This window comes from Blautia sp. NSJ-175, from assembly GCF_022867815.1.
Lineage (GTDB): Bacteria > Bacillota > Clostridia > Lachnospirales > Lachnospiraceae > Blautia > Blautia celeris.
Genome location: NZ_JALIFQ010000038.1, coordinates 13,231 through 27,078 on the forward strand (window position 1 = coordinate 13,231; position 13,848 = coordinate 27,078).

The window sequence follows — 13,848 nt, forward strand, 5'->3', positions numbered from 1 at the left end:
CGCACTTCTATTTTATTTTCTGCTCTGCTGCCCCATGGCAGCAGCTGCAGTTTCCACTGCAGCTTCCGCATGTTTTGCCGGCCTTTTTGTCTTTCACGATTTTTCTCACGACCAGCCCCACTATACAGAGCAGGACCAGCAGAACCAGGATTGTTCCAGCATTCATATTCATCTTACCTTTCCGGGCGGGACAGGAGGCACTTATGCCTTCACAGCCTTCCCTGTTTTCATTTTTATGTTCCATGTATCTCCTTTTTCCTTGTACGGTCTGAACAGCATATACAGGAAGAATACCACAACCAGGATCGCCGCCGCAGTACCTATACCGAAGGCTCCGCCCTCCAGCAGATGTCCGATCTGGTAAACAACCAGGGAGGAGCAGTAAGCCAGCAGTGTCTGGTATCCAATGGCAAACCAGAACCAGCCTCCATTGTTCATCTCCCGTTTGATCGCTCCCATCGCCGCAAAGCAGGGCGCGCACAGAAGGTTAAATACCAGGAAGGAGTAAGCTGCGGCTGCTGTGAAGCTGCCTGCCAGTGTCCCCCATATCTCAGCACCGTCTTCTGCCACCTCGGCAAAGCCATAGAGGATACCAAAAGTGCCGACCACGTTCTCTTTTGCCACCAGTCCGGAAACTGCTGCCACTGCGGCTTTCCAGTCTCCCCATCCAAGGGGGATGAACAGCCAGGAGATGCCTCTTCCGATACCTGCCAGCAGGGAGTTCTCCATATCCTCCACCATACCGAAAGAACCATTCTCGAAGCCAAATCCCTGTGTGAACCAGATAAAGATAGTAGAGAGAAGAATCACCGTGCCTGCTTTTTTAATGAAGGACCAGCCTCTCTCCCACATGCTGCGCAGGACATTTCCCACAGTGGGCATATGGTATGTAGGAAGCTCCATAACGAAAGGCGCCGGATCTCCGGAGAATTTTCTGGTCTTTTTCAGAATGATGCCGGAGCAGATGACAGCCAGAACACCTGCAATATACGCACTGGGCGCCACCCACCAGGCCCCGCCGAAGATAGCACCTGCGATAAGCGCGATAATAGGCAGTTTCGCGCTGCACGGAATGAATGTGGTGGTCATAATGGTCATCTTCCGGTCTCTGTCATTTTCAATGGTCCTTGATGCCATGATTCCCGGAACCCCGCATCCTGTGCCAATCAGCATGGGAATGAAGGATTTCCCGGAAAGACCGAATTTACGGAAAATACGGTCCATGATAAAAGCCACACGTGCCATATATCCGCATCCCTCCAGGAATGCCAGGAAGAGAAACAGCACCAGCATCTGCGGCACGAATCCCAGTACGGCGCCTACACCGGCAACAATACCGTCCACGATCAGGCTCTGAAGCCATGCCGCGCAGTGAATGGCTTCCAGTCCGTTGTTCAGCAGTTCGGGTATGGCAGGAACATGCAGGGAGGAGATTCCCAGGAAATTCCACCCGTCAGCGAATACGCCGTCGTTCACCCAGTCTGTGGCCCATCCGCCCACAGTGGAGACGGACACATAATACACCAGTGCCATGACGAGAAAGAAGATGGGAAGGCCGAGGAAACGGTTTGTGACAATTCCGTCAATCTTATCTGAGGTGGTCATTTTTCCCCTGCTCTTTTTGATATACGCTTTTTTTACAACAGCTCCTATATACGTGTATCTCTCATTGGTGATAATGCTCTCGGAATCATCGTCCAAATCTTTTTCCACGGAAGCGACGATGGTTTCCACGTCCGGCAGGCCGGATATGGTCTCACCAATCTTATGATCTCTCTCAAACAGCTTTACCGCGTAAAAACGTCTCTGCTCTTCCGGGATATTGCCGTCCAGCAAAGACTTGATCTCATCCAGGGCTTCCTCCACACGCTTCTGGAATCTGTGGACCGGGGCGCCTGCGCTTTTCTTTCCGGCAATGCGCACAGCCTTTTCTACGGCTTCCCGGATACCGGTTCCCTTCAGAGCGGAAATCTCCACCACTTCACAGCCGAGCTGTCCGGACAGTTCACCGATCTGAATGATGTCTCCGTTTTTCACCACCACATCCATCATGTTCACTGCCATAATGACAGGGATGCCAAGCTCCATAAGCTGGGTGGACAGATACAGGTTTCTCTCCAGGTTCGTGCCATCCACAATATTCAGTATGGCGTCAGGGCGTTCTGTGATCAGATAATTTCTGGCTACCACTTCCTCCAGTGTGTAAGGGGACAGGGAATAAATTCCCGGAAGGTCCATGATGACTACATCCTTGTTTCCCTTCAGTTTTCCTTCCTTCTTCTCTACTGTAACACCAGGCCAGTTTCCCACAAACTGATTGGACCCTGTCAACGCATTGAACAGTGTGGTCTTGCCACAGTTTGGGTTGCCGGCAAGCGCAATTTTTACTGACATTCTCTCTTCCTCCTCTATTTCCAAAAAATACGGTTAGAAACCTCTAACCATAAATCCTAAAAAATGCTGCGGCCGTTTTAGCGGGCAGCTTATCTACTGAATCTCGATCATCTCTGCGTCTGCTTTCCGCAGGGAAAGTTCATAGCCTCTCACCGTCACTTCTACCGGATCGCCGAAGGGCGCTACTTTTCTCACATAGACATCTGTGCCCTTTGTGATCCCCATATCCATGATCCGGCGTTTTACAGCGCCTTCCCCGTGCAGTTTAACCACCCTGACGCTCTGTCCGCATTTTACATTCCGCAGTGTTTCCATGTCTGCATATCCTCCTCTTTCTACATCACCACGCCCGTTATAAGGTACGGCTTACATCTATTTCTATCAAAATGCTGTATCAAACCAGGATTCTGTTGGCCATCTCACTGCTGATGGCAACTCTGGAATCCTTTACACTGACGATCACGTTTCCGCCTAACTGGGAAACCACCGTCACGTCTGTTCCTGTCACAAAGCCGAGATTCTCCAGATGGCGTCTCACTTCTTCTTTGCCGCCCACTTTTTTGATCTGCTTTGTTTCTCCTGCTGAAGCCATAGTCAAAGGCATTTTCATCACTCCTTAATTTTCCATCATCCTTACAGTTAGCTTTTTCTAACTAACCATAAGTTAGCACACACTAACACATTTTGTCAATATATTTTTTTACTTATTTTTCCTATTTGCACAAGTTCTTTTTTCTACAAGTTCCTCCAGTACACAGTCACCCGGTCCCTGGCATCTCTCACGCAAACATTTACCCGCGTCTTTAGCGAAAACGAGATCCACCGTTTACGGAAACTTAGACACGAGGGCTCTCCCGAGTGCTCTTAGTTGTAGTTAACGGTTAGCTCGGCTGAGCGTTGCGGGTGTTTGCGTGAAAGATGCCAGGGCCCGGGTGACGTCCGCTTAGAAACAAAAAAAAGACCGCATTCCACAACCGGAACACGGCCTGACTATTTCTTTAATTTTTAAAGCTGTGAATAGGAGCCGGAATCCTTCCGCCTCTGTTTACAAACGCTTCACAGGAATACGGATTTACCGGCATGATCGGTGCATAGCCCAGAAGCCCTCCGAATTCCACAGTCTCTCCCACACCTTTTCCGATAACCGGAATCAAACGGACAGCCGTTGTCTTCTGGTTCACCATACCGATGGCACATTCATCCGCAATGATGCCGGCAATGGTGCTGGCCTTGGTGTCTCCCGGAATGGCGATCATATCCAGGCCCACAGAGCAGACACAGGTCATGGCTTCCAGCTTCTCTATGGTAAGGGCATTGGCATTGACCGCATCGATCATTCCCTGGTCCTCGCTGACCGGAATGAAGGCACCGCTTAAACCGCCCACATAGGAGGATGCCATAACGCCGCCTTTTTTCACCTGGTCATTTAAAAGCGCAAGGGCTGCTGTGGTACCTGGAGCACCTGCATATTCCACACCGATCTCATGGAGAATATCTGCCACACTGTCCCCGATGGCCGGAGTGGGTGCCAGTGACAGATCCACGATGCCGAAGGGAATCCCCAGGCGCTTGGATGCCTCCTGGGCTACCAGCTGTCCCACGCGTGTTACTTTAAAGGCCGTTTTCTTGATGGTCTCGCAGAGCACCTCAAAATCTTTTCCCCGCACTTTTTCCAGGGCTGTCTTCACAACACCGGGTCCGGAAACACCCACATTGATAATGGCATCCGCCTCTGTCACACCGTGGAAAGCGCCTGCCATGAACGGATTGTCATCCGGGGCGTTGCAGAATACCACCAGTTTGGCACATCCCAGGGAATCCTGCTCCCTGGTCGCCTGGGCAGTAGCAAGAACGATTTCTCCCATAAGCTTCACAGCATCCATGTTGATGCCTGTCTTGGAGGAGCCAAGGTTGATGGAACTGCAGACTCTCTCTGTGGCTGCCAGGGCTTCCGGGATGGAGCGGATCAGCATCTCGTCCGCCTTTGTCATACCTTTTGACACAAGCGCAGAGTAGCCGCCGATGAAGTTCACTCCCACTTCTTTTGCTGCCCGATCCAGAGTCTCTGCCAGAGTCACAAAATCCTCCGGCGCTTTGCAGGCCGCACCGCCCACCAGCGCAATGGGGGTTACAGAGATTCGCTTGTTCACAACAGGGATTCCGTACTCTCCGGAAATCTCGTCACCGGTCTTCACCAGGTTTCTTGCCAGGGTGGTGATCTTGTCGTAGATTTTTCTGTTCACCTGCTGCAGGTCAGAATCTATGCAGTCCAGAAGGCTGATTCCCATGGTAATGGTACGCACATCCAGATTTTCCTGCTCTATCATTTTGTTGGTCTCATTTACTTCAAAAATGTTAATCATATTTTTCTCTTGTCCTTTCCCGGGTTTTCCAGCTTAGATACGGTGCATTTTTGTAAAGATATCCTCGTGCTGTGCGTGGATCATAACACCGATCTCCTCACCCAGTACAGATAATTCTGCAGAAATCTGATCCAGCTTCTTCTCGGATCTGCTGGTATCTGTGATCATCATCATGTTGAAATAACCGTCAATGATGGTCTGGGAAATATCCAGGATGTTAATATTGTTCTCTGCCAGATAGGTGCAGACTCTGGCGATGATTCCTACGGTATCCTGTCCTACTACGCTGATAATTGTCTTTTTCATTATTTTCTCCTCACAGATGTATTTTTTTTATACGGTAATCAGTTCCGACGCGCAGTCCCTGTGCGCTACGGAGATTTTGAAGTCTGAGGAACACCAGGGATTTTCCCCCATGGTCACCTCTGAGCAGACGGTCTCATAAGCCAGTGCTTCGTAATTGTTCTCCCGGCTCAAATGTCCCAGCATGATCTGTTTCATTTTGTCATGGAGCAGACGGCACAGAAGCCTGCCTGCTGACTCGTTGGACAGATGTCCTCTCTCGCCCAGGATCCTCTGTTTTAAGTAATAGGGATAACTTCCCACCTGCAGCATATTCACGTCGTGGTTTGCCTCCAGCAAAAGGGCATCCAGTCCCTGGAGCTGTTCCACTATGTAATCATTATACTTGCCCAGGTCCGTTGCGATTCCCACGGACTTGTCCTCATGATTCACCCTGTACCCGACAGGCTCTGCCGCGTCATGGGAAATGTTAAAGGGATGGATGTCCAAATCCCCGATGGAAAATGGTTCATCTGCCCGTATGATCCGGTACAGTCCCTCCGGCATCTTGCCCAGAGTGGTCATGCGCTGCATCTCCTCCATGGTTCCCCTGGTACAGTAGATGGGAATCTTATATTTTCTGGAGATGACACCCAGACCTTTTATATGGTCCGAGTGCTCATGGGTGATCAGGATACCGTCACAGTCCTTTGTGGTGCGGTCAATGGTGTTGAGCCCTTCCTCAATCTTCTTGCCGCTGATCCCCACATCTACCAGGACGCCGGCGTGGTCACTGCCCACGTAAATACAGTTGCCGCTGCTTCCGCTGGCAATACTACATAGATTCATAATATGTTCTCATCCTTCGCTCAATCTGAAGATAGGTATGTGCCACATCTTCGTCGTTATATAGTAAAAAGTCACATCTGGCTTCAAACTCATCCTCGGACAACTGGTTTTCCATTACTCTTCGGGCTTTTTCCTCAGAATATCCCCTGTCCCGGCGAAGCCTTTCCATGCGCACTTCTTTTTCGCAATAAATATACCACATTTCATCATAAATTTCATCATAATTATCTTCCAATAACAAAGCTGCCTCAATAAAGAAGAATTCCGTCTCCTCTTTTTTGGACCGCTCAATCTCCCGGATGATATATTTCTTCACTGCCGGATGAATGATCTTATTGAGTTTTTCCAGCATATCTTTCTTATCAAACACGATCTGGGCGATGGTTTCCCTGTTAAGAGAACCGTCCTCATTGACGATCCAGTCCCCAAAAAGCCGGACCACCGGCTCATAGCAGGCCTGTCCGGGCATCATCAGCAGGTGTCCCACGTCATCTGCCTTTACCACCCGCGCATCAAAATGCTCCTCAATATAATTCAGTACAAAACTCTTTCCGGAGCCTACCCCTCCGGTCACACCTATGACTCTCATAACAGTTCCTCCTTTATCCATTGTACTCCCCTATGACTGTCCCCATATCCGGATCGTCACCTTCCTCGCGCCGGCTGCCCCGGGATTTTCATGCCTTCGGCCTGAAAACACCTGACGGGACAGGGACGTGTGAACAGCAGCATTTATTTCGCCTCATACCAGTTGCTGCCTGTGTGCATGTCGATTTCCAGGGATACCGCCAGGCTGGCGGCATTTTTCATCTCTTTTTCCAGAATCGCGGATACCTGTTCCTTCTCATCCTCTGCAGTCTCCACCAGAAGCTCATCGTGCACCTGCAGAAGCAGACGTGATTTTAAATGCTGTTCCTTCAGAGCTTTCCATACCCGTATCATGGCGATTTTAATAATATCAGCCGCGGTTCCCTGAATGGGCGAGTTCATGGCCACACGCTCGCCGAAGGAGCGCTGCATGAAATTGCTGGATTTCAGCTCAGGAACAGGACGCCGTCTGCCGAACATGGTGGTCACATATCCCTTCTCTTTTGCCTCGGTCACCAGCCCGTCCAAAAATCCCTTGATCTTCGGGTATGTCTCAAAATAATTCTCAATATATTGGGCCGCCTCTTTCCTGGTAATGCTCAAATCCTGGGATAAGCCGAAAGAGCTGATTCCATAGACGATTCCGAAGTTGACTGCCTTGGCGTTTCTCCTCTGCAGATCCGTTACCTCATCGAAAGGCACGTGGAATACCTGGGAGGCTGTCATGCGGTGGATGTCCTGAGCCTCCTGATATGCCTGGATCAGCTTTTCATCCCCTGACATATGCGCCAGCACACGCAGCTCGATCTGGGAGTAATCCGCGTCGGTAAACACATACCCGTCTTTTGGGATAAATACCTTCCGGATCAGCCTGCCAAGCTCCATGCGGATGGGAATATTCTGCAGATTCGGCTCTGTACTGCTGATACGCCCTGTAGCCGTGATGGTCTGGTTAAAGGTGGAGTGGATTCTCTCATCCGCACCGATATAGACAGCCAGCCCATCCGCATAGGTGGATTTCAGCTTTGCAAGCTGTCTGTATTCCAGAATATCTGCTACCAGCTTATGGTCAGGGGCCAGCTTTTCCAGCACGTCCGCCGCAGTGGAATATCCTGTCTTGGTCTTCTTGCCGCCAGGCAGCTGCAGCTTCTCAAATAAGATAACGCCAAGCTGTTTTGGGGAATTGATATTGAACTCCTCCCCTGCCTCCCGGTAGATCTCCTTCTCCAGCTCCTGAATCCTCACGTAAAGCTGGTCCCCATATTCTTTTAAAGCCTGGGCATTCACACGGATTCCCTCCTTCTCCATGTCAGAGAGGGTAAAGAGAAGAGGCATCTCTATGTCCGTGAACAGGTGCAGCATTTTTGTCTCCTCCAAAGCCTTTTTCAGAGGCTCCCTGCTTTTCAGGGCAACGTAAGCCATGTAGCAGACAGACAAGGCTGCCTGTTCCTCCTGTTCTTTCATTCCCTTTGTATAATTCAGTTTTCCCAGAAGGTCTTCCTTCGCGGGAAGCATCTCTCCCAGGTACTCTTTTGCAATGTCATCGTAAGTGTAGGAAGATTTCAGCGGATTCAGCAGATAGGCCGCGATCCCCGCGTCAAACATCTTCGTGTGGTTCTCCAGGTTCATCTGGCGCAGCATGGATTTCACATCCAGAGAAGATACCATGGCTGCCTCCTGACAGAGCATCTGTGCCTGCTCCAGCAGATAGGCCTCTGTGAGAAAACCCTGGGGCAGGAAGCAGTAGGACACAACGCGCTCCCCATCCCTGCAGGCAAGGCCCATCCCCAGAAATACACCGTTCTCCTTCAGGATATGGAGTCCCAGCTCCGGCGTTGTCCTGGCCTTTGCAAAGATCTCCTCAGCCTTATCAAGCTCTGTCACTGTTGAAAAGCTCTTCTGGGCCTCTGCCGGGGCACTGGTATCCTCAAAACGGGAAAGGAAGTTTTTAAATTCCAGCTCCTTGAAGAACTCATAAGCTTCCTGGGTGTAAAAATCCTTGATCCTGGCACTGTCCCAGTCGTAATCCACCGGACTGTCCGTATTGATAGTTGCCAGCTTTTTGCTCAAAACAGCCAGGTCATAATGCTCCAGAAAAGCATTCTTCGCCTTGTTGGGCTTGATGTCCTCCGCATGGGCGTGGGCATTTTCCACACTTCCGTATTCCAGCAGGATCTTGGTGGCAGTCTTCTCCCCGACTCCAGGAAGTCCCGGGATGTTGTCAGAGGCATCCCCCATGAGCGCTTTCAGTTCAATAATCTGCTCAGGGCTTAACTGATATTTTTCTTTCACGTCATCAGCGAAATAATCCTCCACTGTGGTCTTGCCGAATCTGGTTTTTGGGATTCTGATGCAGATGTGGCTGCTGGCAAGCTGCAGAAGATCCCTGTCCCCGGAGAGGACTGTGACCTCCATGCCTTTTGCCTCACTTTTCTTAGCCAGAGTACCCAGTAAGTCATCCGCCTCATACCCCTCCATGGAGATCATACAGACACCCATGGCTGCCAGCACATCCTTCATCACAGGCACCTGCTCCCTCAGCTCCTGTGGCATGGGTTTTCTGGTGCCTTTGTAGGCATCATACATCTGGTGCCTGAAGGTGGGCGCGTGCAGATCAAAGGCTACGGTCAGGTAATCCGGCTTCTCCTCCTCTATGGTCTTGAACAGGATGTTTAAAAAGCCATATATGGCATTGGTGTGAAGCCCCTCTGAGTTGGTAAGCTCCGGCAGGCCGTAATAAGCTCTGTTCAGTATACTGTGTCCGTCTATCAGCAGGATTTTTTCGCTCATCTTTATCTCCTTTATTTATCAATATCTCAACTCAATACCCTTCTATTCGCCGCTGTTTGCGGAGGGCATAGCGTTTTTCGCCGCCTTCCCACTCGGCTTTTTCCGCCTCGGTCTCCACCAGCAGGCCCGGTACCGGTATGGGATGCTGGCAATCATCCACTGCCACCATGACCACGTAGGCACGGTTGATGATCTTTCGGATTCCCCGGCGGCTCTCCACATAGGTATCCACACGCACTTCCATGGAAGTGCGCCCCACATGGGTGATCTTTCCCCGCAGAACGATCACATCGTCCACAGAGGCACTTTCTTTAAAATTCAGGTTATCTATGGCAGCAGTCGTGATCTCGGATTCGCTGTGCCGCATGGCTACTATGCTGGCGATCTCGTCGATCCAGCCCATGAGCTGTCCGCCGAAAAGCTTTCCGTAGCCATTCAGATACTTGGGACGCATGAGATACGTCTGCTCTGTCTGGGAATCTGCTACCCTTTTCTCTTTCATACCTTGTATTCACACTCTCTTCTGTCTGTTTAGCCGGAATTTCCGGCAATATAAAATTAGTATAGCATATCTTTAACAAAAAAGACAGGCACCCGACCTGTCTTTTTTGTATCTTATTATAACCGATATTTTATAATGTGGCAAGGAATTTTCGGAATGCAGCTCTTCCCTCAGGGGTACATTTGTACACGCCTGCGTCCTCCAGCACCTTGACGAAGACCTGTCCTACCTCTTCCTGGAGAATGTCCATCACGTTGTCCTGATTGATATCCTTGTATTTGGGCAGGAAATCTTTTACCCAGTCCGCATGCTTCTGAAGCATCTCATTTTCCGCAGGGTCTCTGCCTTCCAGAATATAAGATGCCAGCAGCTCCAGCTCGTCTTTCAGTCTTGCCGGAAGTACAGCCAGCCCCATTACCTCGATCAGGCCGATGTTCTCCTTCTTAATGTGATGATACTCTGCGTGCGGATGATAGACACCAAGGGGGTGCTCCTCTGTGGTAATGTTGTTTCTCAGTGTCAGATCCAGTTCAAAGGTGTCTCCAACCTTTCTTGCGATGGGAGTGATGGTATTGTGCGGTTCTCCGTCTGTCTCGGCAAAGACAAAAGCATCCGCATCGGTGTAGCCTCTCCAGTTTTCAAGCACATGTGACGCCAGGTCAATGAGGCGCTTCTCATCCCTGTGACGGATACGGAGCACGGACAATGGCCAGTGCACAATGCCGGCCTCCACATCCTCATAACCCGGTATGGTCACACTCTCCTCCATGGGTGCTTTCGCCATGGCAAAGGTATAATGCCCTCCCTGGAAATGGTCATGGCTCAGTATAGAGCCGCCTACGATAGGCAGATCCGCATTGGAGCCCAGGAAATAGTGAGGGAACAGTTTTACAAAGTCAAAGAGCTTCACAAAGGCGTTTCTCTCGATCTTCATGGGCACATGCTGTCCGTTGAACACAATGCAGTGCTCATTGTAGTACACATACGGGGAATACTGGAAGCCCCAGCCGCTGTCATTGATGGTGATGGGGATGATCCTGTGGTTTTCTCTGGCCGGATGGTTCAGACGGCCTGCGTATCCCTCATTCTCCATACAGAGAAGACATTTCGGATAGCTGCTCTGCTTTGCATTTTTAGCTGCTGCGATGGCTTTCGGATCTTTTTCCGGTTTTGACAGGTTAATGGTGATATCAATGGTGCCGTACGGGCTGTCCACCGTCCATTTTCTGTCCTTTTTGATCCGATAGCGGCGGATGTAATCGCTGTCCTGGCTCAGCTTATAGAAGAAATCCGTGGCTGTCTCCGGGGATTTCTCGTATTCCTTCCAGAATTTTTCCTGCACCTGTGCCGGACGCGGCATAAGGCAGTTCATGATCTTGGTGTCAAACAGGTCGCGGTAGCCGATACTGTCTTCAATAAGGCCGCGCTTTACAGCCTCATCAAGGAGTTCACCCAGAGTTTCCTCCAGGTCCACATTCTCATACTCCTCTGCCGGTTCCTCGTAATCGTCCTGACGGAATAAATCCAGAAGCAGGTTGATGGTATAATTTCTCTCACATGCAGGCACCAGGCCTGTCTCCAATCCGTACTGCACAAGTTTTTTAATACTGTTGTTTAACATAGTATTTCCCCTTCCTGTTATCCGATTCTTCTGGCCCCGTCACCAATCTCCACTCTGTAGAAATCCGCACCGTAACCAATTTTCTTCTTATAAAAAGAGCCCACATTCCGAATAAACGCATCCACAAAGCCGTCCTCCACAATACTGACCGTACAGCCGCCAAAGCCTGCACCTGTCATGCGGGATCCCAGGACGCCGGGCTGGTTCCAGGCTGCCTCTGCCAGGGTATCCAGCTCCCTTCCCGTAACTTCGTAGTCATCTCTCAGTGAGATGTGTGACTCATTCATAAGCCTGCCGAACAGCTTCAGGTCATGCTCCCTGAGAGCCTTTTCCGCCTGTATGGTCCGCTGGTTCTCATAGACCGCATGGCGTGCACGCCTGACATGCACCGGGTCTTTGATGATCTCCTTGACCTCCTCGAAAGCCTCCTCCGTCAATTCGCCCAGTGAACGAATATTTACGATTGACTGAAGCTCCCGAAGCGCTGCCTCGCATTCCCTTCTTCTTTCATTGTATTTGGAATCTGTCAGCCTTCTTTTCTTGTTGCTGACAGCGATGAGAAGGGAAGCATTTCCCAGTTTGATGGGCACATATTTATAATCCAGATCGCTGGTGTCCAGGAAAATTGCATGGCCTTTCTTCCCCATGGCCACAGTAAACTGGTCCATGATCCCGCAGTTCATACCGCAGAATTTATTCTCCGCATACTGTCCGAAAAGGGCCATATCTGTTTTGCTCATATCCGAAAAGCCAAACAAATCTTTTAAAACCATAGCCATAAGAAGCTCTATGGATGCGGAGGAGGAAAGCCCTGAACCATTGGGAATATTGCCGCCGATCACCAGGTCAAGCCCTCTCTCCACAGGGTATCCCTTGGAGCAGAAGGTCCAGATAACACCTTTCAGATAGTTGGTCCACCCTGCCCTGTCATGATAGGCCAGGTCATCCAGGCTGGTCTCAAAAACCCCCGCGTTGCTGAAATTCTCGGAGTAAAGGCGCAGTTTCCGGTCATTCCGGATTCTCGCCGCTCCATATGTACCGTTTGTGAGGGCACAGGGAAATACATGTCCTCCATTGTAGTCTGTGTGCTCCCCGATGAGGTTCACACGGCCGGGTGAAAAATAGAAACGGATGTCGCCGTCTGCGCCAAACAGCTCGCAAAACCGGTTTTGCAGTTTTCGCTTCATCCTCCCTACCTCCTATGTTCCAATATAACTGATGCATTCTGCAGGCACATTAGTTATATTAATTTTGTTTTAAAACAATTTTCCTGTTCCTATTATAACACAGGAAATATTTTTTTCAATATTCAATCCGCATAAGGATATCCTGGGGGTAATCCCCAAAACTGCTGCCGAAGATATTGACACCGCCGATATGCTCCGCATCCTCCTTGATGCCGATACGCACCGAGATGTAAGGGCCTTCCACAAGATCATATCCGGATACCGGAACGTCGCTCACCTTCACGCCGTCCAGATACGTTCCCTCTGTATCCATCACCCATTTTTTCAGATTGCCGTACTGGGAATTCTTATCTTCCCACCAGTCCGGATTCAGCTTGCCTCTTCTGCCTCCGAAGTCACTGGGACAGGCCCAGGTTCCCGCGTCCACGCCGTTGACCCACAGTGTGATGTCTGAGGGACAGTCCAGATCATAATCTGCGGTTTCTGAACACAGCTCCGCGGATATCTCCAAACGCTTTACCAGGCTTCCCTGAATCCCCGCATTGGGGAACCGGTATTCCAGATAACCGGAGGAGAACCAAACCAGCTTGGCAGTGGTCCGCCTTGGATCATAAAAGCACCGTGGCTCGTCTTCCCCGTCAATATACTCCTCATCATTGACCATGCCGCAGGTGGGCGTTATTTTATAATCCACATAATTGCCCACAGGCATGGAAATGAGTTCCTCATGCTTTTTTCCTTTTGCCTGCTGAAAATGAACCACCAGTTCCTCGTTCTGCCGGATGCAGAGCTTCATGGAGCCCCGGACCCCGGGTTTTAACTCGGTTCTGATAAGTCCTGCTTCCTCAAGTACACGGACATTTAAAGCTGCTGAGGAGGGCGGAATCTGCAGAATCTCCGCGATTTCATTGACGCACAGGGGATTTTCATCCAGAAGCTTCAGGATACGAATCCGAATCTCTGAGGCGAGCGCCTTTCCCACCAGCATCAGTTCCTTTTCATTCTCAAAGGATAATTGTCTCTTCATGTTGTTTTCCTCTTCCTTCCGCCGGATATCACTGGGGCCGGAATCATTGATATTTCTATTTTACCCTCTTTGTTCCTGCCTTGTCAACCACGACAAAGAGCTGCCGCACATGCATGCGGCAGCCCCGTTACTGTTCAGAGGTTAGCTGGACATGAGAAAACCGATGGTGTAGACTGATAACAGTCAAAGCCATCGGTTTTCTTATCCAAATATTCTGGATACTCTGTCAAATATATTCGCTGGTT

The 13,848-nt window shown here is 50.2% G+C and carries 13 protein-coding genes; all 13 read right to left on the reverse strand.

From position 1 onward, the window contains the following. Positions 1-7: 7 nt before the first annotated feature. Complete coding sequence (locus tag MUB35_RS29075; protein ID WP_225305300.1) at positions 8-172, reverse strand: FeoB-associated Cys-rich membrane protein; 165 nt, start codon at positions 170-172, stop codon at positions 8-10. A gap of 29 nt (positions 173-201) precedes the next feature. Next, positions 202-2,394 (reverse strand): ferrous iron transport protein B, encoded by a 2,193-nt coding sequence (feoB, locus tag MUB35_RS29080; RefSeq protein WP_244807313.1) that lies wholly within the window; start codon positions 2,392-2,394, stop codon positions 202-204. 93 nt (positions 2,395-2,487) lie between these two features. Next, positions 2,488-2,709: a FeoA family protein gene (locus tag MUB35_RS29085; protein WP_033143378.1), complete on the reverse strand. Its 222-nt coding sequence runs from the start codon at positions 2,707-2,709 to the stop codon at positions 2,488-2,490. A 79-nt stretch (positions 2,710-2,788) separates the two neighbouring features. Then, positions 2,789-2,998 carry a FeoA family protein gene (locus tag MUB35_RS29090; RefSeq protein ID WP_033143377.1) on the reverse strand — a complete coding sequence of 70 codons (210 nt, stop codon included), beginning with the start codon at positions 2,996-2,998 and terminating at the stop codon, positions 2,789-2,791. Between the two features lie 394 nt (positions 2,999-3,392). Then, a complete protein-coding gene (locus MUB35_RS29095) occupies positions 3,393-4,757 on the reverse strand; it encodes a PFL family protein (RefSeq protein ID WP_033143376.1) in 1,365 nt (454 codons plus the stop codon). A 33-nt stretch (positions 4,758-4,790) separates the two neighbouring features. Next, entirely contained in the window at positions 4,791-5,063 is a 273-nt protein-coding gene (locus MUB35_RS29100; protein WP_033143375.1) for an ACT domain-containing protein, read from the reverse strand. A gap of 27 nt (positions 5,064-5,090) precedes the next feature. Next, positions 5,091-5,888: an MBL fold metallo-hydrolase gene (locus MUB35_RS29105; RefSeq protein ID WP_033143374.1), complete on the reverse strand. Its 798-nt coding sequence runs from the start codon at positions 5,886-5,888 to the stop codon at positions 5,091-5,093. After that, on the reverse strand, positions 5,875-6,477 hold the full coding sequence (coaE, locus tag MUB35_RS29110; protein WP_033143373.1) for a dephospho-CoA kinase: 603 nt from the start codon (positions 6,475-6,477) through the stop codon (positions 5,875-5,877). The genes MUB35_RS29105 and coaE overlap by 14 nt, the downstream gene beginning before the upstream one ends. 143 nt (positions 6,478-6,620) lie before the next feature. Then, complete coding sequence (gene polA, locus MUB35_RS29115) at positions 6,621-9,266, reverse strand: DNA polymerase I (protein WP_148393563.1); 2,646 nt, start codon at positions 9,264-9,266, stop codon at positions 6,621-6,623. Positions 9,267-9,297: 31 nt separating this feature from the next. Beyond that, positions 9,298-9,768: an acyl-CoA thioesterase gene (locus tag MUB35_RS29120; RefSeq protein WP_033143371.1), complete on the reverse strand. Its 471-nt coding sequence runs from the start codon at positions 9,766-9,768 to the stop codon at positions 9,298-9,300. Between the two features lie 130 nt (positions 9,769-9,898). Next, complete coding sequence (galT, locus tag MUB35_RS29125) at positions 9,899-11,389, reverse strand: UDP-glucose--hexose-1-phosphate uridylyltransferase (protein WP_033143370.1); 1,491 nt, start codon at positions 11,387-11,389, stop codon at positions 9,899-9,901. A 17-nt stretch (positions 11,390-11,406) separates the two neighbouring features. Continuing rightward, positions 11,407-12,576, reverse strand: coding sequence for a galactokinase (locus MUB35_RS29130; protein WP_033143369.1), 1,170 nt, complete (start codon positions 12,574-12,576; stop codon positions 11,407-11,409). 115 nt (positions 12,577-12,691) lie between these two features. Continuing rightward, the gene (locus MUB35_RS29135) at positions 12,692-13,603 is read right to left on the reverse strand and encodes an ArsR/SmtB family transcription factor (protein WP_244807314.1); all 912 of its coding nucleotides are present in this window, start codon (positions 13,601-13,603) and stop codon (positions 12,692-12,694) included. Between the last annotated feature and the right edge of the window lie 245 nt (positions 13,604-13,848).